We start from the raw sequence: 22,245 nt of genomic DNA on the forward strand, positions 1-22,245 counted from the left end.
CGGTTCTTGAACATCTGCCCCGGGCGCGCGGAGTTCGTCGAGTGGCCGCGCCAGGCGGTGTCGAGAAACGCGTGGGAAGCCGCGCGTGTCCGATAACTTGCATCGACCGATTTTCGGACGAATACCGCCCGTAGCGACACACGATAATCGGCAGAAGCGGATGTACTGTGCCGCAGCGCATTTCGCACTCGAATGCCCGCCCAACGGCAATCGAGGATGTCCTGGATCCGGCCGTCGGTTCGACGTCGACCTGTTCGGACCGGGAAGCCGAGACGGCGCGATCCGGGCTATTGGTTTTGGCCGGACGGGGATGGTTGCGGGCTGCCACACAGAATCCGGACGGCTTCGGCGTGGATGGCCTGCCGCAGTTGAGCATTCGGGATGCTGTCGAGCCCGGCGGCGTTGCGCAGGAAGGGCTCGAACAGTTGCCAGCCGAGTACGAACGCCGCAGCGTGTGCCACAGAGAGGGCGGCGTCGCGGTCGTCGGCTCGATGTGAGCGGGCCTGGTCGATCAGGGCCGTGATGACAGGAAATCGGCTCTGCATCTGTCCGACCGGGTAGCCGTCGAGAATGCAGCGTGCCAGCACGATCCAGTGCCGGCGCAGTCGGGGGTCATCCGGCGACAAGGTGCCGGTATCGGCGAACCCGGCAGTCTCGGCGGAGAGGTGATCGAGTACGGCCGCCACGAGCTTGTCCTTGGCGCCCAAGTGCCGGAATACCAGTCCGTGGTTCACCCCCGCCCGCTCGGCGATGTCTCGGATCGACGTCGCGGCCGGGCCGCGTTCGGCGAACAGATCCGCGGCGTGGGTGAGCACCGCGGACACCACGGCGTCGCGACCGAGCGGGTTGCTGTCGTCGGGAGACGTCCTTGCACCCTCTGTAGTCATACGACTACAGTAGCTCACACCGGCTGTAGTCGACTGACTACAGCCTCGCTTCCTCCGAGAAAGAAGGTCGCCATGTCCGTGATCGCCGACAAGGACCCGGCCGCCGGATTCACGCCCCGCACCGTTCAGCTCCCCGGATACCCGGTCTGGTCCGGCCCTTTCACACATGTCGCCGCCGAGCGTGACCGGCTCGCCCTGCTGAGCTGGCAGCATTTCGACGCCCGCCAGGTCGGCGCAACCCTTGGTGCGGAGATCTCCGGGGTGGACCTGACCACCGAGCTGCCGAACGCGGTGATCGTCGAACTGCGGCAGGCGCTGCACGAGTACAAAGTGCTGTTCTTCCGCGACCAGTCGCTCACTCCGGAACGGCACGTGGCCTTCGCGCGACGGTTCGGCACGCTCGAGGTCCACCCGTTCATCCCCTCCAACACCGCCCAGCCAGAACTCGTGCGATTCGAAAAGAGCGCCCAGGTCGGCGGTTTCGAGAACGCCTGGCACCACGACGTCACCTGGCGCGAGCAGCCGTCGATGGGCGCTGTCCTGCATGCGATTTCGGTGCCCCCGATCGGCGGGGACACGCTGTTCGCCGATATGTACGCCGCCTACGACGCCCTCGACGAGGACACCCGGGCGCGTATCGAAAACCTCGATGCCGTCCATGATTTCATTCGCGCGTTCGGGCACATGCTCAACGATGAGCAGCGGGAGAAGATGCGCGCCGAGCATCCGGCGGTGGCCCACCCGCTGGTGTGCACGCACGCCGTCACCGGCCGCAAGCACCTCTACGTCAACCGGGTCTTCGCCGACCGGATCCACGGCTTGGACCTCGAGGAGGGCCGTGAGCTGATCGACCGGTTGTGCCGGACGGCCGACGCCCCCGAGCATCAGGTTCGGCTGCGGTGGGAGCCCGACACCGTCGCGTTCTGGGACAACCGGGCCGTCCAGCACTACGCCGCCAGCGACTACTGGCCCCAGGTGCGCATCATGGAACGCGCCTCCATCGTCGGCCCCCGTCCCGCCCGTTGACCGAATGGCATTCGACGACAGCCGGTCCGGGCCGCCGCGCGACTCCGCGCGAATACCGTCGGCCGCCAGGGCACTCGGGCAGGCTGTCATCGCGCGTGGCGGCGTTCGACACCTCGTCGACGCCGTCACGCCGGTTGCGGTATTCCTGGTCGGATATCAACTGTTCGGGACCGGTCCGGCGGTTGCGGCCACGTTGACCGCGGCGGCCCTGCTCGCCGGATGGCGGCTGCGGCGCGGTGATTCACCGAAGGTCGTCACGGCCGCCCTGGCTGCTGTCACCGCCTATTCGGCGCTGGTGCTGTTCACCGGTGAGGGCCGTGCTTTCTTCCTACCCGAGATCGTCGGCTGCGCGGTCTTGACTGTCGCCTTCGGCGCCACCCTGATCCGGGGCCGTCCGTTGAGCCTGCATGTGTGCCAACGCATCCGGATCGAACCCGCCGATGTCGATCAGCCCCGGATCCGGAAGCACAGACGCCTGACCGCGGGCTGGGCCGTGATGTGGGCGCTCCATGTGCTGATACTCCTGCCGCTGTATGCCGCCGATCAGATCACGGCCCTGGCCTTGGGGACCATGCTGCTCGGCAAACCATCGGTACTCATCGCCGTCGTCGCCTCATGGTTGTGGGTCCGCAAGCGATAACTGAAGCCCCGGTTTCCCATCACTTGGCGCGTCGTGGGGTCGTTCACCAGCTCGAGTCGGGCGAACGAGTCCCCAGCATCGGGTTCTCGACAAACTCGTCACCGGCTACGATCTCAACTCGAAGCAGGCCGAACTCCGTTACCCCGCAGAACATCTCACGCCACTGACAAGCTCCGCCAAGGGTCCTGAGCGAACCAACGGGCGGCACCCGCTAGCGTCCGGTTGCGTACGGGTCCGGTGGGCGCACGGGTTCGATATTCGCGTTCAACGGAGGGGCGGGTGGAAAGGTCACCGGCAGTTCCGTCAATGCCCGGTGGAACGGCCCGGGCCGCCACGTCGGCGTGCCGTCCGATACGTCGAGCCGGATTTCGGGTAGGGCATCGAGGAGCTGGTCGATGGCATCCTGAGCGATCAAATAGGCGAGGGATTGCGCGGGGCAGGCGTGTGGGCCGATGCCCCAAGCCAGGTGGGAGCGATTACCTGACAGGTCATCGGTGCGGATGGAAGGGTCGTTGTTGCAGGCGGCCATGCTGATGACGACCGGCTGATTGGCAGGCAGCCACACGCCATCGACGAGAACCGGCTGACGAGGGTAGGTGATCAGCAGGTTCGCCAGCGGCGGGTCATCGAACAACACCTCATCCAAGGCCTCCCGCGAGGACAGATTCCCGCCCAGGACGCTGTCACCGAAACGGTTGTCGGTGAGGATCAGCAGGAGGGTATTGACGATCAGATTCAGTTCGAACTCGATGCCCGTACCGTAGACCTGCGATACATGATGCGACACCTCCACGTCATCCAGCGCGGCCGGATGCTGTTGCAGGACCGAGGTGATGTCGTTTCCGGGCTCCGTTCGTTTGAGGGTCACCAGATTCATCAGTGCCACGCCGAGCATCTGGCTGCCTTTTTCGGCATCGACCCCCTCGAGCAACGCGGCCGTACCGGCGGCGACCTGCTGCCCGATCTCCGGCGGACAGCCGAGCATGGAATTGACGACTTCGAATACCAGCGGGTACACGTACTGGCTGATCAGCTCCGCGCGGCCCGTCTGGCAGAAGCTGTTGATCAGGGGGGTCGCGATATTCTCCACGATGTCGTGCATGGCGTAGAGATCCACGGCGTCGATGCTCGCACTGATCGCCTGCCGATACCGCACGAAGTCGGTCCCGGTGCTTCTGCTGGCCATGGGACGCCACTCCAGCAGCGGGAGGATCGGGCAGTCGGAGGGGACCGTCTTCTGCCAGGCGCGCGGGTCGGCGGGGAAGTGATCGGGATCGTTGAGGATTCGTACCGCGGCGTTGTAGCCGATCACCAGCGTGGCGGGCACGCCGGGCGCCAGTTCGACCGGAGCCAAAGAGCCGTACTGTCTTCGCATTTCACGGTATGCATGGTGCGGATCGACGGCGAACTCCGGCGAGTGCAGCGGTATTCGCGGGCCGTCCGAAGCGATTGGCGAGCCGTGGATGACCGGGCACGACTGTGGGCGCACCTGGGACTGCGGCGTACTCAAGAAGAAGACTCCAGACTGTTCATATTGCAGGTTGCTGTGGACTGCGCTGTGCCGAGCCGCTGCTCCGAAGAGCGCAGTAATCCTGCCGCCTCGGCAGGAACCGGTCAATGGCATCGCGGAAAACGCAGCACTCGAAACCAGCCCGGCAGAATCTCTTTCACGCACGTGAGCTTCAGGCCGGCGACTACGCAATTGCGGTAGTCGGCGATGCGCATGGACTGCCGAGGCAGGCACGACGCGGGCGATGGTCGGGTGCGGTACCTGACGCCCGCAAGTACCGCACCCCTCCCGGCGGGACTAGACGCCGAGGGCTCCCAACGAATCGTGATCGTCGATCGCGGTGGTGATGCGCTTCAACAGCGTCAAACATGTTTCGGTCGACTGCATCTTGGGTTGATACGCCGCACGGCCGATGGTGAAAGCCCATGCCGCGTAGGCGAACATGGACTGCTGCCGATACAGCAACCAGGCATCGTCGAACGACGGCACCTCGCCGCCGGCGTGTCCCAGCTCGTCCAGGTACGCCGCCAACAGTTCGCGGTCCCACGCACGCCGGTCCTCGGGCTCACATCCGGAATTGACGGCATAGGCGAAATCGTGCGCCCACCCGCCACGCATCACCACCTGCCAGTCGACATATCCCATTCGCCCCTCGCGAGTCTTATAGGTTTGCCCGATGTGCGGGTCGCCGTGTAACAAGGTCGCGGGAACGTCGTCGGTCGCGATCGCGATGGCCCGCTCGACACCCGCCCACAACCGCTCGCTCTGCCCATGCAAGGCATCGGGAACGACCTCTTCCGCCCGGCGCAGGCCTACCTCACAGCGCTTCTTCATATCGATCGCGGCGAGATAAGCGTTGAGCATATAGGCCGGGGTATTGAGGACCGCGATAGACGAGTCCTCCCAGAACGTGCCGTGTAACCGGGCGAGATTGCGGACCAGATCTTCGATCTGGTCGCGGGCGATGGGAGCAGTCGGCTCGCTGAACACGGCACCGCGCGTGGCGCCGATATCCTCCATCAGCGCGATCGACCGCCACGACGACGGATCGGAGGCGCCCCAGTAGCCGATCGGTGCCTCCATCTCGACTCGCGGCCGGAAGTCCCGGAAGAACCGGGTCTCCCCCTCGATCATCTTTCCGCCGCCGAGCAGTATGCGCTGGCTGAAGGCCGTAGTCGTCTTCGCGAACAGCTCCGTGGGCAATCCCGCCTGGGTGCCCACGTCGTTGTAGTCCACCCGGATCGCGACCCGGGTTGACGTGCCGCGGCTGCCGTTGGATGTGTCGAACGACAGCACCTCGGCATCGGGGACATCGCGACACAGGACAGCCGTCAGCCACTCGGGAGCGATTTCTTCGCCAGAAACCGGGACATCGTCGATGGACCGCGCCTGCGGCCGGGTGATCTTCTCACCCAGCATATGAGCACTGACCGTGGCGGATCGCCTGAGCAACCAGAGCTTGTGGTTCATGCGCTTGCCTCGATTCCGGAGTACGACAACACTGTCCCGCGCAGCTGGCCGCAAGCGGCCCGGGGCCCGCAGACAGTACCCCATAAATCCGGAAGACGTTGTACGACAAGGATGTTGCGTACGACAAGGATGTTGCCCCAATTTCCGGCTCGTCACCGCCGGCGCGGCATGGTCCGCAGCAGCCGGACGACCGTCGCCAGCGGATGCGATACGGCATGGGTATGGACCGCAAGCTCCCCACGAGCTGGCGAGTCAGACGGAGAGTTCACCCAGTTGGTGCAACAGATGATCGGCGGTGCGCGCGTTGCGGTGTGCGACGTATGCGGTCCATGCCCAACCGACGATCGACACCGAATACCAGTACAGTCGCCAGTCCGTCGGGTGCAGACCGCCTCCGATACCGGCGGCGAGCAGCACCATGAACAGCGCGGCGAGACCGGTATACAACACGCGCTGGCGCGAGGCTGCATATTGCGCCTGTTCCATGCGTGGGATCCACGATTCGGCAGTCACGTCCGGGGGTAGCTCGCGGGCCTTCAACGCGCGGCCGATTTCACGATTCGCGCCTTTGTCGGCAGATTCGAACACTCGGACAGGACGCATATACCGCCACACGAGCACAGATCCGATAACGACCGGTACGAACATCAGCACAATGATGACCACGACCATGACTCACCTACCTGCAGGGCGGGCAAGATCGTCGAAGACCCCGTCCGCGAACCGCCATCGGAGGTGCATCGTGGTGAGGTTGACGGCCGAAGCAACAAGCGCGACCGAATAGACATAGAGCATCACATTGCTCGCGTCCGGATTCGTTGCGATCTCGGTGATCAGCAGCGCCGACCAGAGCGCGGTGAGTGCGATAAACGGGCCACGCAGCCGCATCGGACGCAGCTGGGCGTAAACGAGATCGGGCATCCAATTCTGCGGTCCGTTGGGGAGATGGATCAGGCTGCGACGCCGCTCTCGAATCACCAACCAGCGCAAGAGACCGGCGATGACTGCAGTCAGGACAATGACGGCGATGAGATGCACAGGATGCGTGTCTTTCCTCGTGTGAGAGATTTCGTCGGCTTGCATGAATAGATTCGGCCATGTGTGCCGTTGGCGATAGCCACCCATGGGGTGGATATCGCCCACCCCATGGGCTTCCGTCCGAACTGGCCGATCTACGTGGTCATAGGGGTCGCCTGGATACCCCGTGGTCCGGTGACGGCACGCAATTCTGGCTTGCCCGTCCTGACCGAGATCAGCAACCGAGGCGTGGCCGACATGTGCATTGCGGTCTGCGACGGCGAAAGGACTGTCCGAGGCAGCAGACCGGCTGCTCGAACCGCGAAGGTTCACGATCGTCGATCACACCGATGCGGAAATCGCCCGGATCATCAGAACCACGGCCGGCCTGGAACGAGCGATCGTGACGGCCGAAACCTCCGCGCTGGTGATCGACAAGCCGTTGCGCGAACCGATGGCCAGCCTTGTGCTTGCGTCTGCGGTAGCGATCAACACCGCGATCATGCAGGTGAAAACCACCACCATGCTGGATCTGATCCCTTAGTTCTCGGTCGACGGACTGCGCCGGCAACAGCAACCGAGGACCAACCCGCAACGTTGAGCGGTCGCCGCCGGTGTAGTCATCTATGCAAAATTCCAGGTTGCTGATGTACCCGACAACGCACCGTTTGGTGTTGCCTTGATCGCCGACGACAAGCGCACCATCATCTTCCGAGCACAGAGCGCGTGGACGCTCGGCCAAGGCGATCCACCAGCCCTGTCGCCCCCGCTCAACAAGGCATTTGACGGCACTGCTTCCATATCCGCCTGGAGGCAGGCACCGACCAGTCCAAAGCTGGCCGGTGCCTGCCTGTTTCAGGTTAGGAGCACCCACCGGTATCGCACGGCACCGACACGCCCACCATCGACCCGTAGCCGATCATCGACGCCACGGCCGAAGACGCCGCGAATTCCGCCAGGGCAGCACCGCCGCGGGACAACGCGTTAGACGTGCCGAAGGCCCAGGTGCGCTGCCTATCTGGCGACCGCGCTGCCCTACGCGGAAGCCGGACTCGGAATCCTCACCTACCAACCTCTACGCCGACGACCAGCCGCTGCTGCTGGCCCCCGACCTCGTCGACGCCGACGGTACGGCGGCCCATATCGAGCACACCACGCCGATCCCGGTTACTGGTTGGTGTGGGTGTAGCTCTCCCAAGACGGGACACCCGGCGGTCCGTCTCCGGCGGGCGGACACACCACCAACCTGCCACCCCAGCACTATCACCACCCGCCCTCTACACTCGCGAAGTAACCTTCGCCGAACTAACAACGCACCCAGCCGCGAAAACCCGGGAGTACACGATGTTTTCTCGATGGAACACCGCCGCCGCCTGCGCAGCCGCACTGATCACCACCGCCCTCCCCCTCAGCGGCGCCCCCACCGCACAAGCAGCCCCACCACCCTGCCCCGACATCTACGTCGTCGCAGTCCCCGGCACCTGGGAAACATCGAAATCCGACCCCGGCCAAGGAATGCTCGCCGCCGTCGCCAACGACCTACCCGGCGACGTCCACACCGACTACGTCGCCTACGCCGCCACCGCCTTCCCCTGGGAAGGCGACGTATACGGCCGCTCCAAACGAGAAGCCCTCGACAACGCCCGCGACCTCGTCACCACCATGGCCCAACACTGCAACACAACACGATTCGCACTCCTGGGCTACAGCCAAGGCGCCGACGCCGCCGGCGACCTCGCCGCCGAAATCGGCACCGGACTCGGCGCCATAACACCAGACCGCGTCACACTGGTCGGACTCATCTCCGACCCCCGCCGCTCCCCCACCGACAACCTCATCGGCCCACCCGTCACCGGCGCCGGCGCCGGCGGCCCACGCCTGGGCGGCTTCGGCTGGCTCACCCCCAAAACCTACACATTCTGCGCCGTAGGAGACCTCTACTGCGCAACCCCCGACGGCGACTACGCCGCCCGCATCGCCGGATTCCTCGCCCAGATCTCCAACCCCGACCCCACCCAATTCGGCACCTACCAACAACAAGCAGGCAACCTCATCGCCGACGCCCTCGCCGCCGGCGGACTCGGCCTACTCCACGACCAACTCAACAACTCCGCCTACGAACAACGCAAACAACAAATCGACGACTTCCTCAAATCCGGAATCCACCAAAGCTACCCCCACTACACCATCAACCCCAACGGCGCCACACCCCTGACCTGGCTACACCAACAACTCATCGACATCGCACACAACTAACCACCTGTGCCCTGGCGCAGACCCGCGGCGATGGCTCGTATGCCTGTTCGCGAGGCCTACTTCGAGGGATACGCCGCGCCGGCCCGACAAGCACCCCGAGGCCGGGCACGGCGTCATCGGTCAGCGATGGCGGTGTCGGTTCCAGCCAGGCGCGGGCCGCGACGACCAGAGTTCATCCCGGTGCTCAGAGTCGGCTACTCGGTTCGGTCAGCGGCGACACCGACGGTTCTCGCTATCGCTCGACATGGTTGGCGACCACGCGATCGCTAGCTGAGCTTGGCAAGCAGAAAGTCGCGGGCGATGCTGGATGCTCGTTGGAACTGCTCCTCGTACACGGCGAAGTGGGGGCCAGGGATCAGAGCCAGCTGTTTGGGTTCCAGCGCCTGGGCGTAGCTCTGCAGAGCGATATCGGCGGGTGTCAGGGTGTCCTGATCGGCGATCACCATCAGCAGAGGCGTCGGGGATACGCGGTGCAGGAACGCTTCCGGGGCGTAGGACTGGAACTTATCGACGCTGGAGAGGGTGACCTCGTTGCGCCAGGTAGGGACTTGCGGGCCGTTGGCCATCAACCAGTTGTAGACCTCGATACCAGGCATCGCGACGAGTTCGGTGGGATCATCGGAGGCCGCTTTGATCGTCTGGTGCGGTTTGCCTGCAGCGCGGGCTCGGCGGTCGGCGGCGATGGCCGCATGGACGGTGGGCAGCATGATGGAGGGCACCAAACTGCGGAAGTTGGCCCAGCCGTTGGTCAGTGGCACCTGTGACACGACGGCACGGACACGCCGGTCGGTCGCCGCGACGACCAGGACGTGGCCGCCCGCGAAACTGGTTCCCCAGATGCCGATGCGTTCCGGGTCGATACCGTCCAGGGTCTGCGCGAAGGTGATGGCATCGCGGTAGCCCTCGATCTGCGCGACAGGGTCGACCTCGTAGCGCGGTTCGCCATCGGAGGTCCCGAATCCAGGGTGGTCGTAGACGAGACAAGCCAGACCGGCCTTGCTGAACACTTCAGCGAATGGGGCGACCCATTCCTTCACGCCCGCGAAGCCGTGCGTCATCACCACCAACCCGACGCTGCCCTGCGCCTGTTCCGGCCGATACAGCCAGCCCCGCAACGTCACTGTGCCACTGGTGAATTCGATATCAACGCGCATCGCGATTCCCTCCGCTACATCTGCCTTCCGACCAACGTACGGCGTGGATGATGTGATGTCGAAGGGTTCTCGGCTCCCTGCGCCCAACGAGCCGATCCGCGTCGTCGCAACCATAAGGGGTTTCGGATCTGCTGCACCTGGCCGCGTCGCTACGAGACCGAGGGGTGCACAGGCTGCGTCATCGGTCCGGACGACTGCGGACCAGACCGAACGCCACCCCGCACCGAGGTCATCGAGAAGATCATCTATCCGCGGTAGAACTGCCACTTCGGGCCCCACAAGGTCCGCATGTACTTGGCGCCCTACAACGACATCGCGATCAGCAAGTCCAGCGGATAGCGCATCCTCGAACGCCCGGACACGGTAGATTTCTTGCCTCCCAACGCTATCGACGCCAGAAACGCCATGAGAAGCAATGTCCGGGCCATCACGCGCAGTCAGACCGTGAGGACCATGCGGTATCGGGCCCGTCCCTCTTCCATTGCGGCAAATGCCTCGGCGGCTTCATTCAGCGGCCGTTCCTGGATTCGCGTGCGCACGCCGGATTGGACCGCGAATTGCATCGTTTCCTCGATATCGCGCGCAGTGCCGGAGGCGTGGCCGGTAACGCTGAGTCCGGACCCGATCAGCTGCATCGGGCTGATCGGCAGTGGCTCGGCTGTGACGCCGATGGCGATGAGCTCACCGCGCGGTAGCAGCCCACCGACCGTTTCGGCCATGGCTGTGGCGCTGCCCACGGTCCCCAGCACAACCGACGCACCGCCGAGCCCCCGCAACGCTTTGCTGACGTCGACGGCGGTCGAGTCGATGTAGTGGTGGGCGCCGAGCGCGTGGGCGTCCTCGGCTTTGCCCGCGCCGCGGCCGATCGCAATCGTTTCGAAGCCCATCGCGCGGGCGAACTGCACGCCGAGGTGGCCCAGGCCGCCGATCCCCAGAATGGCGACGCGATCGCCTGGCACCGCCCTGGTTTCGCGAAGCGCGTGGTAGGTGGTGACTCCGGCACACCCCATCGGCGCGGCCTCGACCAGGGAAAGCTCGTCAGGGATGCGGGCCAGCGCATTGGCCGGTACGGTCACCGACTCGGCGTATCCGCCGGGGTACTGCCAACTGGGGACCTGCACGTTCCGGCAGTACATGAAGTCGCCTTTGCGGCAGGGGACGCACTTGTTGCAATGCCCGCCGAACCAGCCCACAGCGACGCGGTCACCCACGACGAAGTTGTCGACGCCGGCCCCGAGTTCGGCGATCGTGCCGGCGATCTCATGCCCAGGTGTCAGCGGCCACGCCATGTTCGGGAACCCGCCGCTGACGAACGCATGGTCGGTGCCGCAGATCCCGCACGCCGAGACCGCGAGGCGCACATGGTCGCGAGGCGGTGAGGTCGTTTCAACATCGACCAGTTTCAATGCCGCACCGGCGGACTGCACGTGAACAGCCTGATGAGTAGCCATCGGTATCCTCGCTTTCCCTGGGGAGCGGCGGCGTCGGGGACCTCACCGCAGCGGGACCGAGGCAGCGGCGCCGTCTCGAACGGTAATTGGGCACCAGATGTAATAGCCGTTCTCACGCTTTATCGTTTGTTGCCTTACTCAACCCCGGATGCCATCGCCCTCAACGATGAGGCCAGCGGCACCCGGCGCGAACTACCCGGTCGTGCCACTGTGCAATGGCCAGCCGACGGGTCGTCATCCATCCTGCGCGGCGTCGCACGCCCCGCCGCAAAAGGCACGTGCCCTAAACGATGCCGTGAGAATTATACGTTCGCCGGGGAGGTACCGAGGTGTAACGCGACGTGCGTGCTTGCTGGTGCCGCGTCGACAACGAGTAAGTACTCCGGATGTCATGCACCATCAGTCTTCCGCCTTGTCGCCGGTGAGTGTGGGTAGACGGTGTCGGTTCTACCTTCAGGTGACAGTCGTCGATGCCAGAGTGTGCATGAACGCGTGTATGCCGGCCAGCGTGTGCGCCGGCATCATGACGTCGCAGTACGGCAGGGCCGCCGCCATTGCACCGGCGGCCGGCCGGAATCGGGAGTCGCCCGCACGGGGATTGAGCCAGATGACGCGCCAAGCCCGGCGTCGGATCCGGGCCATCGCACGGGCGAGGACATCGGGGGTATCGCTGTCCCAGCCGTCGGATGCGATGACGACGACGGCGCCGCGCACCGCGTTGCCGGACGGAGTTGTGAGCAGCGTGCCGAGGCATCGGCCGATGTGCGTGCCACCGTAGCGGTCGACCACCTTGTCGTTGGCCCGGGCCACCGCGATATCCGGGGAACGATGCGCCAGCACCGAGGTCAGCCTGGTCAGCGACGTGGAGAATGCGAAAACCTCGGGGCGATCGGGCGAACGGCGCAGCATTGCGGCCCGCATCAGGTGCAGGTAGATCGTCGAATACGGCTGCATCGAGCGACTGACGTCGCAGATCATCACGATTCGGCGCGGGCGGCTACGGGCACGAGTGCGGACCAGCACCGCTGACTCCCAGCCGGTGCGGCGGGAGTTGTTCATCGTCGCCCGGAAGTCGATCCGCTTGCCGTGCGGATGGTTTTCGTAGCGCCTGCTGCTGCGCTGCGGCCAGAGCGCCGACGCCTGCTCCAGCCAGGCGCCGACCGTCCGCAGATCGTCCGGATCGAAGCGGGCGAACGGTTCCTGTGCTCGTGCCGCGAGCCGGCTCGGCAGTACGTCCGGTAGCGCCACACCTTGGTCGGTCGATCGGTCGACGCCGGTCGCTGATTGCAGTGTCGCCCAAGGGACCTCACCGCCTTGCCGGGACTGCCACGTACCGCCCGTGCCCGGCGCCGCCGCGCGTTCGGTCGGCAGTCCGCGCGTTCGGCTCGGCGGGTCCATACCCAGCACCGCATCGGCGAACACCATCGCGAAGACCGCGTCGAAGGCGGCGAGATCCTGCATGCGATCGACGAGCGTGAGCCGCGTAGCCCAGTAGAGCTCGGTGCGCGTCCGCGGCGCCATGCGGCGCAAGGCTTGCACGAACAGCGCGGGACCGCTCGGCGCCACCGCGACGCCACCACGGCGCAGCCGCGCGACCACCGCAACAGCGAACGCGGCCAGATCGACGCCGCGCAGCAGTATCGCTCGTGTCATCGCTTCCCGCGCATCTGCCTGCGTACCAGGACAATTGCGAGCACGGCCGCCAGTACGAACGCGATCGCCGGCGCATACTTCTTGATCATCGCGGGCCCGACCAGATCGACGAGGTCGAGCGGCGCCGGCTCGGGCTGTGCGACTGGTTGCGCCCGCATCCCTCGGCTGTCCGGCCCGACTGCCGGCTCCGCGGCGGCCGAATCGCCCTTCGCGAGTTTCGCTTCCAGGGATGCGACGAATTGACCGAGCAGCTTCTCGGACACCTGCTGCAACATCCCGCTGCCGAATTGGGCGAACTTGCCGACGATCTTGAGGTCGGTGTCCACGGTGACGCGGGTCTTGTCGCCGTCTTCGCGCAGTCGCGTGGTGATGGTCGCCGCGGCGTTTCCGGATCCGCGTGAATCCCGGCCGCTGCCGTTGATGACGGCGCGATGGTCGTGTTCGTCGCGTTCGACGAAATTCGCCCTCCCGGTGAATTCGCTGGTCACCGGGCCGACTTTGACCTTCAGTTTGCCGAGGAAGTCGTCTCCCTCCCAGCCGAGCATCTGTGCGCCTGGCATCAGCGGGACCACCTGTTCGAGATCGGTCAGCACCTCCCATGCCTGCTCGACGGGTGCGTTGACGGTGAACTCGTTGGCGATCTTCATCGGAGTTTCCCTCTCATCCGGTAGCCAGGCTTTGGGTGTATTCGACGAATGCCGCGCGCACGGTGGCGCAGTCGTCGGGGGTCTTCGCCAGTGCGCTCAGCGCGGCGACCGCCTCCGCCGCGGTGAGATCGGCGACGTCGAGCATCGCCAGCGCGGCGATCCAGTCGATCGTCTCGGCGACGCCGGGCGGCTTGTCGAGATCGAGATCGCGGGCGCGGCCGACGAATCGGGTGGCGTGCTCGATCAGCGCGTCGGTTGCCCCGGGCACGGTGCGGCGCACGATCGCCACCGCGCGGGCCGGCTCCGGGTAGTCGATCCAGTGGTAGAGGCAGCGCCGCCGCAGCGCGTCGTGCAGGTCGCGACTGCGGTTCGAGGTCAGCACCGCGAGCGGCGGATGCTCCGCGACGAAGGTCCCGAGCTCGGGAACTGTCACGGTGGCCTCACCGAGGAATTCGAGCAGCAGCGCTTCGAATTCGTCGTCGGCACGGTCGATTTCGTCGACCAACAGCACCGGAGGCGTCGGACCGCGATATCGCACACAGCGCAGGATCGGGCGGTCCACCAGGAATGCCTCGGTGAACAGGTCGGCTTCGGTGAGGTCGGCGCCGCGCGCCTCGGCGAGCCGGATGCTGAGCAGCTGACGCTGGTAATTCCAGTCGTACAGCGCTTCGCTCACGGTGAGGCCCTCGTAACACTGCAGGCGGATCAGCGGTGCACCGAGCACGGTGGCCAGGGTCTTCGCCGCCGTCGTCTTGCCCACTCCCGGTTCGCCCTCCAGTAGCAGCGGCCGACCCAACGTGGTGGCCAGATAGAAGGCGGCGGCGGTCCCGGTATCGAGCAGGTAGTCGTCGGCGTCGAATCGTCGCACCACGTCCTCGATATCGTCGAACGGCGACATCATGGCGACGTCGCGTCCCGCAGGCGCTCGTAGTCGTCCCAGGTGTCCACGTCCAGGGGCATCGGTGCGTCGATGTCGAGTCGAGACACCGGGACGCGCCCCGACTCGATGATCTTCCACACGGGTTTGTCGCCGTGCACAAGGTCCAACTCGCCGAATATGCTGCGACTCAGCCAGAATGGATGCTCGATACCGTCGTGGTACCGGCAGACCGTGATCGCGGCGGTCGTTCCCTCGCCGATCAGTCGGTCGACGGTCGCCGCCGACAGACCCGGTTGATCACCGAGCATCAGCACGATTCCGGCGGCCCGGGGATGCACCGAGTTCAGGGCCGAACGCAACGACGACGAACAGCCCGAACCGAAGTCGTCGGCCATGGTCACCTCCAGCCCGGCGAGATCGACCTGCTGCCGGACCGCCGCGGCTGCGCCGCCGAGGGTGACGATGATCTGATCGAAAGCGCAGGATCGCACCACCTCGAGGGTGGCGCCGAGAACGGTCGTATTCCGATACGGCAGTAACTGTTTCGCGGTGCCGAGACGCCGTGAGCTTCCCGCGGCGAGTACGACTCCGGTGACGAGCCCGATTGTCATGAGCCCGTCTTCGCCGCGGCGAAGGAGGTGCGGCAGCCGGAGCTGCAGAACCAGTAGTCGATATCGTCGATAGTGAGATGCGGTGTGTCCGGCCCGACCGTCACGGTCATACCGCACACTGGATCGAGCGCCTCGAATATGACGCTCGCCGGGCGGGCTGCGACGACAAGGCCACCCTTGCGGATCGCCTGGATCACTTGCGCGACAATCGAGACGGCGATCTCCGCGGAGGTCTTGGCGCCGATCGGCAAACCCACCGGGGTGCGCACGCGCGACCGCTCGGCGTCGGTCAATCCGAGCTCGTCGAGAATCGACGCACCCCGAATCCTGCTGGCCACCAATCCGATATAGCCCACACCGGCGTCGAGCGCGGCGCGGATCATCTCGGCTTCCGGGCCTCCGTGGCTCGCGATCACCACCGCTGTCGTATCGGCCAGCGAATCCAGCGAGTCGGCTCCGGCAGTACTGCGCTGCACCCCGAATCCCACCAGTTCGCACATTTCGGCCAGGGCGTCCGCGATGGGTGTCGCGCCCCAGATGCGCATCAGCGGTGCCGGAATCTGCGGCTCGAGGAATATCTCCAGCGCTCCGCCGGATAGACAGGGATTTACCACCACTGCCGCGCCGGGCGCTTCGGGAAACTGCAGATCGCCGTCGGGCAGCACGCGCAGCAGCACACTCTCGTGCGACTGCAGGGCACCCAGCGCCGCCTTGCGGACCGAGTTCTGGGCGCACTGGCCGCCGACGAATCCTTCGATCGTCCCGTCCTGCAACAGGATCGCCTCGTCCCCGGCGTGCGCCGAGGTCGGCTGCTGCGCGCGCACGACGGTCGCGTGCACGAACGGAGTCCGGGTGCGGACCAGCTGCTGTGCACGCTCGGTCAACTTCATCGGTGATCCCATCGCTCGCATCCGCTCAGATGGGCGGTGTGGCCCGGCCCTGCATCGCTTCCCACACCCGCGACGGCGTCAGCGGCATGTCGGCGTGCCGAACTCCGAACGGCGCCAACGCATCCACCACCGCGTTGACTACCGCCGGTGGTGATCCGACCGTGGCCGATTCACCGATGCCTTTCGCGCCGATCGGATGGTGCGGCGACGGGGTGACCGTGTACCCGGTCTCGAAGTGCGGAACCTCGAGCGCGGTCGGGATGAGGTAGTCCATCAGGGATCCGCCGAGGCAGTTGCCGTCCTCGTCGAAGGCCATGATCTCCATCAGCGCCATGCCGATACCATCGGTGAGACCGCCGTGCACCTGACCCTCGATGATCATCGGATTGATCCGGGTTCCACAGTCGTCGACGGCCAGGAAGCGCCGGACCTTCACCACGGCCGTCCCCGGGTCGATGTCGACGACGCAGAAGTACGCACCATAGGGGTAGGTGAGATTCTCCGGGTTGTAACAGATCTGCGCGTCGAGTCCGCCCTCGATGCCCTCGGGCAGATCACCGGTGCCATGTGCTCGCATCGCGATCTGCTGGATCGTCACGGCCGCGGACGGATCGCCCTTGACGTGGAACGAGCCCTTCTCCCACTCGAGGTCGGCGACCGAGACCTCGAGCATGCCGGACGCGATGATCCGTGCCTTGTCACGCACCTTCCGCGCAACCAGTGCAGCAGCGGCGCCCGAGACCGGTGTCGACCGGGTGCCGTAGGTGCCGAGGCCGAATGGAGTCTGATCGGTGTCGCCGTGCACGACGTCGATGTCGTCCGGTGGTATGCCGAGCTCCTCGGCGACGATCTGGGCGAACGTCGTCTCGTGCCCCTGCCCCTGAGTCTGAACCGATAGGCGCACAACGGCCTTACCGGTCGGATGGACGCGCAGCTCGCAGCCGTCGGCCATCCCGAGTCCGAGGATGTCCATATCCTTGCGCGGACCCGCGCCGACCGCCTCGGTGAAGAAAGACATTCCGATGCCCATCAACTCGCCGCGGGCGCGCTTGTCCTGCTGTTCTTTTCGCAAGGCGTCGTAGCCGATCATATCCATCGCCAGGCGCATGGTCTTCTCGTAGTCGCCGGAGTCGTAGACCCAGCCGGTCTTGCTGGTGTAAGGAAACTGTTCGGGGCGAAGGAGATTCCGCAGCCGTAGCTCGGCCGGATCCATCTTCAGTTCGTAGGCGAGGCAATCCACCAACCGCTCGACGAAGTACACGGCCTCGGTGATCCGGAACGAGCACGCGTAGGCGACACCGCCGGGGGCCTTGTTCGTGTAGACCGCGGTCATCTTGCAGTAGGCGGCCTCGATGTCGTAGCTACCGGTGAAGACCCCGAAGAAGCCGGCCGGATACTTCAACGGCGCGGCCTGGCCATTGAAGGCGCCGTGATCGGCGAGCACGGTCGACCGGATGGCGAGGATCTTGCCGCTGGCGTCGGCAGCGATCTCGCCGACCATGATGTAGTCGCGGGCGAACCCGGTGCTGGTGAGATTTTCGCTGCGATCCTCCATCCACTTCACCGGTTTGCCCAACAACAGCGACCCGACGATGGCACAGACGTATCCCGGATAGATGGGCACCTTATTGCCGAACCCGCCGCCGATATCCGGTGAGATCACCCGGATCTTGTGCTCGGGCAGTCCGGCCACCAGCGCGTAGAGCGTGCGGTGGGCATGCGGCGCCTGGCTCGTCGACCACAGCGTGAGCTTCCCCGTCACGGGATCGAGATCCGCGACGGCACCACAGGTTTCCATCGGGGCGGGATGCACTCGCGGATAGACGATCTCCTGCTCGACTATGACGTCGGCGCGCGCGAACACCGCCTCGGTCGCGGCGGCGTCGCCGGTCTCCCAGTCGAAGCAGTGGTTGTCCTGTTTGCCCTCGAGATCGTCGCGGATCACCGGCATTCCGGGCGCCAGTGCGGTCCGGGCGTCGATCACCGGATCGAGCATCTCGTACTCGACGTTGATGAGCTCCAATGCATCACGCGCGGAGTAGCGATCCTCGGCGACGACGAAGGCTACCTCCTGGCCCTGGAACCGGACCTTATCCGTCGCCAGCACCGCCTGCACATCGTTGGACAGCGTCGGCATCCAGGCCAGTCCCTTCGCCGCCAGATCCGCACCCGTGACGACCGCCCTGACCTTCGGATGTGCCTGTGCCGCAGAGATATCGATGCTCACGATCCGCGCATGCGCGAACGGGGAACGCAGGATCGCCATATGCAGCATGCCGGGCAGCGACACGTCGTCGACGTAGTTGCCGCGTCCGCGAATGAACCGCGGATCCTCCTTGCGGAGCATCCTGCCGTGACCGCACGGCTTGTGGTCGTTGTCGACACGGTCTTCGGGCCGGGACTCGACGGCGGTCATGACGCGCTCCCAACCGGTGTCGACGTGGTGGCGGGTTCGGGCTCTACCGCTTCGCCTCGTTGCTTCGCCGCGGCCCACTGGATCGACCGCACGATGGTGGTATATCCGGTGCAGCGGCAGATCTGGCCCGAGATCGCCTCCCGGATGGTCTGCTCGTCGGGATTCGGATTGCGATCGAGCAGGGCGCGGGCGGTGATCATCATTCCGGGCGTGCAGAATCCGCACTGCAACCCGTGACATTGCATGAAGCCCTCCTGCACCGGATCGAGTTGGCCGTCCACCGCGAGCCCCTCGACGGTGCGCACCGAACGTCCGCCGGCCATAACGGCCAGCATCGTGCACGACTTCACCGGTTCGCCGTCGACCTCCACCACACAGGTGCCGCAGTTACTGGTGTCACAGCCCCAGTGGGTTCCGGTGAGCCGCAACTGATCTCGCAGGAAGTGCACGAGCAGGGTGCGTGGCTCGACCTCCGCGGTCACCGGCTCGCCATTGACGGTCATGGTTACCTGCATGGCTAATTCCCTTCCGGCGCAGATTCATTCAGTACGCGCTCGACCGCGGTGCGCAGCACGCGAATCGTCAGTTCGGACGCGAGATGGCGCTTGTAGTCCGCGCTGCCGCGCGCGTCGGAGGTGGGTGAGCACGCAGCGCTCGCCCGGCGGCCCGCCTCCGAGAAAACCTCCTCGCTGGGCGGCGCACCGAGGAGCACGTCCACCGAGGAGGCGAGTGCCGACGGATCGGGGTTGACCGCCGTCAGACCGATCCGCGCGGCCGCGATCGTCCCGTTGCCGTGCAGTGTCACTGTCGCGCCGGCCGCCGCGATCGCCCAGTCGCCGACCCGGCGCTCCACCTTCGCGTAGGCGCTCGATGTCCGGTGCCGCACGGGAATTCGGATCTCGATCAGAAGTTCGCTGTGCGACATGGCGGTTTCGTACGGACCGACCAGGAAGTCGTCCATCGCGATCTCCCGGTCGCCGGTCGGGCCGCGCACCAGGCAGGTGGCGCCCAGGACCGTGCAGACCGTGCAGAGATCTTCGGCCGGATCGGCCTGGCATAGCGAGCCGCCGATCGTGCCGCGGTTGCGCACGACCGGATCGGCGATCACGCGCTCGGCGTCACGGAAGATCGGGCACACCACGGCGAGATCGTCGGACTCGAGCATATGCCGATGCCGGACCATCGCACCGATTCGCACCAGGGTCGGATCGGTGACGATGTACCCCAGTTCGGCGGCCAGGTCGTTGATGTCGATGAGATATTCCGGATTGGCCAGACGCAGCTTCATCATCGGCAGCAGGCTGTGCCCGCCCGCGACGATGCGCGCCTCCTCCCCGAGCCGGTCCAGTAGTCCGATGGCGTGATCCACGCCCGTTGCACGCTCGTATTCGAATGGCCCAGGAACTTGCATGTGATCTACCTCACATCAGCGGAAGAAGCTCAGCTTCTGCCCCGCCGATGCAGTCGTCAAGACCGAGTTAAGGAATCACTTAATTCGCTGTTCGCGCCCGGTGTGTGGTGAATCCGGCCGCCGGTTTGGGCAAGTGCGCGGCCGTGCCCGCCCCAGCGTCGAGCGATGATCTCGGCCGCGATGGACACCGCCGTCTCCTCAGGCGTCCGACCGCCCAGATCGAGCCCGATCGGGCTGGCAAGTCGGGCGAGTTGCTCGTCGGTGACGCCGGCTTGGCGCAGCCGGATCAGCCGCTCGTCGTGTGTGCGGCGCGACCCCATGGCGCCGACATAGCCGATGTCCGGCGCACGCAGTGCCACCTCGAGCAGCGGAACGTCGAACTTGGGATCGTGGGTCAGCACGCAGACCACCGTCCGCGAATCGACCGCGCCGGCCGCGATCTGCGCGGCCAGGTAGCGGTGCGGCCAGTCGACCACGACCTCATCGGCGGTCGGGAACCGGGCGGAGGTGGCGAAGACCGGCCGCGCATCGCATACCGTCACCCGGTACCCGAGGAACGATCCCTGCTGGGCGACGGCGGCGGCGAAATCGATCGCCCCGAACACCAGCATCCGCGGCTGTCGGGCATAACTGGCGACGAAAACCGACATGCCCTCGCCGCGACGCTGCCCGTCCGGACCGTAGGACAGCACCTCGCTGCGGCCCGCCGCGAGCAGCCCTCCCGCGTCATCGATCACCGCATCGTCGGCACGCGCCGACCCCAGCGTGCCGTGCGCACTGCTGGGTCGGATCAGCAGCCGTCTCCCTACCCAGGCGGAGTCGGGGTGCTCGATGACGGTCGCGATCGCGACCGGCCGGTGGTCGGCGATGTCCGCCGCGACCTCGCCGAGTTCCGGAAACGTCTCCCGGGAGATCGCCTCGACGAAGATGTCGATAATGCCGCCGCAGGTGAGACCAATGGCGAATGCGTCGTTATCGGAGAAGCCGTAGCGCTGCAGCACCGGACGACCGGTCCGGACGACGTCGGTGGCGAGTTCGTAGACCGCGCCCTCGACGCAGCCACCGGAGACCGAACCGCCGACCGTCCCGTCCGGAGCGACCACCATGGCCGCACCAGGCGGTCGCGGCGATGAATGGAACGTCCGCACGACCGTCGCGACCCCAGCCGTGCCCCCGGCGTTCCAGGTTGTCATCAGATCCGTGAGCACGTCCTGCATAATGCGTCCTCCAGACGCGATGCGACGGTCGGCGCTGCGTCCACCTCCAACGTAGACTCGGATTGTGACGCCCGCCCAGCTTCGGGCCTACTCGACCGTGGCGCGGCTCGGCTCCGTCCATGCGGCGGCCAGAGAGCTGGGGATGTCCGACGCCGGTGTCTCGACCCACATCGCCCAACTGCGCAAAGAGCTCGACGACCCACTGTTCACCCGCACAGCGGCGGGTCTGGCCTTCACGCCCGGTGGGCTGCGCCTGGCCAGCCGGGCGATCGAGATTCTCGGACTGCAGCGCCAGACCGCCATCGAGGTGAGCCAGGCGGCGCACGGCCGACGACTGCTGCGCATCGCGGCATCGAGCGCGTTCGCCGAACATGCGGCGCCCGGCCTCATCGACCTGTTCGCGGCCAGGGCGAAGGATCTGTCGGTCGAGCTGAGTGTGCATCCCACCAGCCAATTCCGCAGCCTGATCGAGTCCCGTGCGGTGGACATCGCGCTGGGGCCCGGACCGGACAGCACCGACACGACCATCAGCGCCCGGCCGTTTCTGAAGTATCAGATCATTTCGGTCGCGCGCCCCGACAGCCCGCTGGCGGACCTCGCACCGCATCCGGCACTGCTGCGGGAGCAGCAGTGGATGCTGGGCCCGAGCGCCGGCAGTGTCGACGGGCACGTCGCGACGATGTTGCGCGAGTTGGCCATTCCCGAATCACACCAGCGGATATTCCAGAGCGACGCTGCCGCCCTCGAAGAGGTCCGCCGGGTCGGGGGCATCACCCTGACGATCGGCTTCGCCGTCTCCTCCGACCTCGCGACCGGCCGGTTGAGCCATATCAAGGGACCCGGCCTTCAGGTATCCGATGAGTGGTGCGCGACCACCCTGCCACCCGACACCCGCCAGCCCGCGGTCTCGGAACTGCTGCGGTTCATCACCACCCCGCGATGCATCCAGGCGATGATCCGCGGGTCCGGCGTTGGTGTCACGAGGTTCCGCCCGAAAGTGCATGTGACGTTGTGGAGTTGAACGCGGGCACCGCGTGAAGCATCGGCGCGGCCGGTATCGCGCACCTACCCCCGGCAACGCTCGCGCGTCCGTCCACAATCGCGAGTAC

General features: G+C 65.9%; 21 protein-coding genes. 5 read left to right on the top strand and 16 right to left on the bottom strand.

From position 1 onward, the window contains the following. Nucleotides 1-287: 287 nt before the first annotated feature. The gene (locus ACQP1G_RS25320) at nt 288-887 is read right to left on the bottom strand and encodes a TetR/AcrR family transcriptional regulator (RefSeq protein WP_433192071.1); all 600 of its coding nucleotides are present in this window, start codon (nt 885-887) and stop codon (nt 288-290) included. A gap of 72 nt (nt 888-959) precedes the next feature. Between ACQP1G_RS25320 and ACQP1G_RS25325 the strand changes: the two genes are divergently transcribed. Further along, nucleotides 960-1,913 carry a TauD/TfdA dioxygenase family protein gene (locus tag ACQP1G_RS25325; RefSeq protein WP_433192072.1) on the top strand — a complete coding sequence of 318 codons (954 nt, stop codon included), beginning with the start codon at nt 960-962 and terminating at the stop codon, nt 1,911-1,913. Between the two features lie 4 nt (nt 1,914-1,917). After that, on the top strand, nt 1,918-2,553 hold the full coding sequence (locus ACQP1G_RS25330) for a DUF3159 domain-containing protein (protein ID WP_433192073.1): 636 nt from the start codon (nt 1,918-1,920) through the stop codon (nt 2,551-2,553). A gap of 211 nt (nt 2,554-2,764) precedes the next feature. Here ACQP1G_RS25330 and ACQP1G_RS25335 read toward each other — a convergent pair whose 3' ends face one another. The 4 genes from ACQP1G_RS25335 to ACQP1G_RS25350 all read right to left on the bottom strand — a co-directional run bounded on the left by ACQP1G_RS25335 (nt 2,765) and on the right by ACQP1G_RS25350 (nt 6,676). After that, entirely contained in the window at nt 2,765-3,928 is a 1,164-nt protein-coding gene (locus ACQP1G_RS25335) for a cytochrome P450 (RefSeq protein ID WP_433192074.1), read from the bottom strand. A gap of 432 nt (nt 3,929-4,360) precedes the next feature. Further along, nucleotides 4,361-5,482, bottom strand: coding sequence for an aminoglycoside phosphotransferase family protein (locus tag ACQP1G_RS25340; protein ID WP_433192075.1), 1,122 nt, complete (start codon nt 5,480-5,482; stop codon nt 4,361-4,363). A gap of 303 nt (nt 5,483-5,785) precedes the next feature. Continuing rightward, nucleotides 5,786-6,205: a hypothetical protein gene (locus tag ACQP1G_RS25345; RefSeq protein WP_433192076.1), complete on the bottom strand. Its 420-nt coding sequence runs from the start codon at nt 6,203-6,205 to the stop codon at nt 5,786-5,788. Between the two features lie 3 nt (nt 6,206-6,208). Then, entirely contained in the window at nt 6,209-6,676 is a 468-nt protein-coding gene (locus ACQP1G_RS25350; protein WP_433192077.1) for a hypothetical protein, read from the bottom strand. 277 nt (nt 6,677-6,953) lie between these two features. Here ACQP1G_RS25350 and ACQP1G_RS25355 point away from each other — a divergent pair, with 277 nt between their 5' ends. Then, nucleotides 6,954-7,094 carry a hypothetical protein gene (locus ACQP1G_RS25355; protein ID WP_433192078.1) on the top strand — a complete coding sequence of 47 codons (141 nt, stop codon included), beginning with the start codon at nt 6,954-6,956 and terminating at the stop codon, nt 7,092-7,094. An 800-nt stretch (nt 7,095-7,894) separates the two neighbouring features. Further along, nucleotides 7,895-8,806: a cutinase family protein gene (locus ACQP1G_RS25360; protein ID WP_433192079.1), complete on the top strand. Its 912-nt coding sequence runs from the start codon at nt 7,895-7,897 to the stop codon at nt 8,804-8,806. Nucleotides 8,807-9,072: 266 nt separating this feature from the next. On the opposite strand, the gene ACQP1G_RS25365 is transcribed toward ACQP1G_RS25360, so the two are convergent. The 11 genes from ACQP1G_RS25365 to ACQP1G_RS25415 all read right to left on the bottom strand — a co-directional run bounded on the left by ACQP1G_RS25365 (nt 9,073) and on the right by ACQP1G_RS25415 (nt 21,136). Beyond that, nucleotides 9,073-9,960: an alpha/beta hydrolase gene (locus ACQP1G_RS25365; protein ID WP_433192080.1), complete on the bottom strand. Its 888-nt coding sequence runs from the start codon at nt 9,958-9,960 to the stop codon at nt 9,073-9,075. Between the two features lie 437 nt (nt 9,961-10,397). Then, nucleotides 10,398-11,411: an alcohol dehydrogenase catalytic domain-containing protein gene (locus ACQP1G_RS25370; RefSeq protein ID WP_433192081.1), complete on the bottom strand. Its 1,014-nt coding sequence runs from the start codon at nt 11,409-11,411 to the stop codon at nt 10,398-10,400. Nucleotides 11,412-11,864: 453 nt separating this feature from the next. Continuing rightward, entirely contained in the window at nt 11,865-13,064 is a 1,200-nt protein-coding gene (locus tag ACQP1G_RS25375; protein WP_433192082.1) for a vWA domain-containing protein, read from the bottom strand. Beyond that, a complete protein-coding gene (locus ACQP1G_RS25380; protein WP_433192083.1) occupies nt 13,061-13,711 on the bottom strand; it encodes an SRPBCC family protein in 651 nt (216 codons plus the stop codon). The genes ACQP1G_RS25375 and ACQP1G_RS25380 overlap by 4 nt, the downstream gene beginning before the upstream one ends. Before the next feature lie 13 nt (nt 13,712-13,724). After that, on the bottom strand, nt 13,725-14,612 hold the full coding sequence (locus ACQP1G_RS25385) for an AAA family ATPase (protein ID WP_433192084.1): 888 nt from the start codon (nt 14,610-14,612) through the stop codon (nt 13,725-13,727). Continuing rightward, nucleotides 14,609-15,202 (bottom strand): nucleotidyltransferase family protein, encoded by a 594-nt coding sequence (locus tag ACQP1G_RS25390; RefSeq protein ID WP_433192085.1) that lies wholly within the window; start codon nt 15,200-15,202, stop codon nt 14,609-14,611. Before ACQP1G_RS25390 ends, ACQP1G_RS25385 begins: the two co-directional genes overlap by 4 nt. Continuing rightward, a complete protein-coding gene (locus tag ACQP1G_RS25395) occupies nt 15,199-16,092 on the bottom strand; it encodes an XdhC family protein (protein ID WP_433192086.1) in 894 nt (297 codons plus the stop codon). The genes ACQP1G_RS25390 and ACQP1G_RS25395 overlap by 4 nt, the downstream gene beginning before the upstream one ends. A 25-nt stretch (nt 16,093-16,117) precedes the next feature. Continuing rightward, complete coding sequence (locus tag ACQP1G_RS25400) at nt 16,118-18,508, bottom strand: aerobic carbon-monoxide dehydrogenase large subunit (protein WP_433192087.1); 2,391 nt, start codon at nt 18,506-18,508, stop codon at nt 16,118-16,120. After that, nucleotides 18,505-19,023, bottom strand: a complete 519-nt coding sequence (locus ACQP1G_RS25405; protein ID WP_433192088.1) for a (2Fe-2S)-binding protein — start codon at nt 19,021-19,023, stop codon at nt 18,505-18,507. Before ACQP1G_RS25405 ends, ACQP1G_RS25400 begins: the two co-directional genes overlap by 4 nt. 2 nt (nt 19,024-19,025) lie before the next feature. Then, on the bottom strand, nt 19,026-19,919 hold the full coding sequence (locus ACQP1G_RS25410) for an FAD binding domain-containing protein (protein ID WP_433192089.1): 894 nt from the start codon (nt 19,917-19,919) through the stop codon (nt 19,026-19,028). A gap of 56 nt (nt 19,920-19,975) precedes the next feature. After that, nucleotides 19,976-21,136: an XdhC family protein gene (locus ACQP1G_RS25415; protein WP_433192090.1), complete on the bottom strand. Its 1,161-nt coding sequence runs from the start codon at nt 21,134-21,136 to the stop codon at nt 19,976-19,978. Between the two features lie 64 nt (nt 21,137-21,200). Here ACQP1G_RS25415 and ACQP1G_RS25420 point away from each other — a divergent pair, with 64 nt between their 5' ends. Beyond that, on the top strand, nt 21,201-22,157 hold the full coding sequence (locus ACQP1G_RS25420; RefSeq protein ID WP_433192091.1) for a LysR family transcriptional regulator: 957 nt from the start codon (nt 21,201-21,203) through the stop codon (nt 22,155-22,157). The last annotated feature ends 88 nt before the right edge of the window (nt 22,158-22,245 follow it).

Source organism: Nocardia sp. CA-107356 (genome assembly GCF_050946365.1).
Lineage (GTDB): Bacteria > Actinomycetota > Actinomycetes > Mycobacteriales > Mycobacteriaceae > Nocardia.

Excerpts from the sequence above, each read along its gene's own strand:
- ACQP1G_RS25365 (WP_433192080.1), bottom strand. The coding sequence starts at position 9,960 with ATGCGCGTTGATATCGAATTCACCAGTGGCACAGTGACGTTGCGGGGC.
- ACQP1G_RS25340 (WP_433192075.1), bottom strand. The coding sequence starts at position 5,482 with ATGCTGGGTGAGAAGATCACCCGGCCGCAGGCGCGGTCCATCGACGAT.
- ACQP1G_RS25415 (WP_433192090.1), bottom strand. The coding sequence starts at position 21,136 with ATGCAGGACGTGCTCACGGATCTGATGACAACCTGGAACGCCGGGGGC.
- ACQP1G_RS25410 (WP_433192089.1), bottom strand. The coding sequence starts at position 19,919 with ATGCAAGTTCCTGGGCCATTCGAATACGAGCGTGCAACGGGCGTGGAT.
- ACQP1G_RS25375 (WP_433192082.1), bottom strand. The coding sequence starts at position 13,064 with ATGACACGAGCGATACTGCTGCGCGGCGTCGATCTGGCCGCGTTCGCT.
- ACQP1G_RS25335 (WP_433192074.1), bottom strand. The coding sequence starts at position 3,928 with ATGCGAAGACAGTACGGCTCTTTGGCTCCGGTCGAACTGGCGCCCGGC.
- ACQP1G_RS25330 (WP_433192073.1), top strand. The coding sequence starts at position 1,918 with ATGGCATTCGACGACAGCCGGTCCGGGCCGCCGCGCGACTCCGCGCGA.
- ACQP1G_RS25360 (WP_433192079.1), top strand. The coding sequence starts at position 7,895 with ATGTTTTCTCGATGGAACACCGCCGCCGCCTGCGCAGCCGCACTGATC.
- ACQP1G_RS25395 (WP_433192086.1), bottom strand. The coding sequence starts at position 16,092 with ATGAAGTTGACCGAGCGTGCACAGCAGCTGGTCCGCACCCGGACTCCG.
- ACQP1G_RS25400 (WP_433192087.1), bottom strand. The coding sequence starts at position 18,508 with ATGACCGCCGTCGAGTCCCGGCCCGAAGACCGTGTCGACAACGACCAC.
- ACQP1G_RS25405 (WP_433192088.1), bottom strand. The coding sequence starts at position 19,023 with ATGCAGGTAACCATGACCGTCAATGGCGAGCCGGTGACCGCGGAGGTC.
- ACQP1G_RS25325 (WP_433192072.1), top strand. The coding sequence starts at position 960 with ATGTCCGTGATCGCCGACAAGGACCCGGCCGCCGGATTCACGCCCCGC.
- ACQP1G_RS25385 (WP_433192084.1), bottom strand. The coding sequence starts at position 14,612 with ATGATGTCGCCGTTCGACGATATCGAGGACGTGGTGCGACGATTCGAC.
- ACQP1G_RS25380 (WP_433192083.1), bottom strand. The coding sequence starts at position 13,711 with ATGAAGATCGCCAACGAGTTCACCGTCAACGCACCCGTCGAGCAGGCA.
- ACQP1G_RS25370 (WP_433192081.1), bottom strand. The coding sequence starts at position 11,411 with ATGGCTACTCATCAGGCTGTTCACGTGCAGTCCGCCGGTGCGGCATTG.
- ACQP1G_RS25390 (WP_433192085.1), bottom strand. The coding sequence starts at position 15,202 with ATGACAATCGGGCTCGTCACCGGAGTCGTACTCGCCGCGGGAAGCTCA.
- ACQP1G_RS25320 (WP_433192071.1), bottom strand. The coding sequence starts at position 887 with ATGACTACAGAGGGTGCAAGGACGTCTCCCGACGACAGCAACCCGCTC.
- ACQP1G_RS25345 (WP_433192076.1), bottom strand. The coding sequence starts at position 6,205 with ATGGTCGTGGTCATCATTGTGCTGATGTTCGTACCGGTCGTTATCGGA.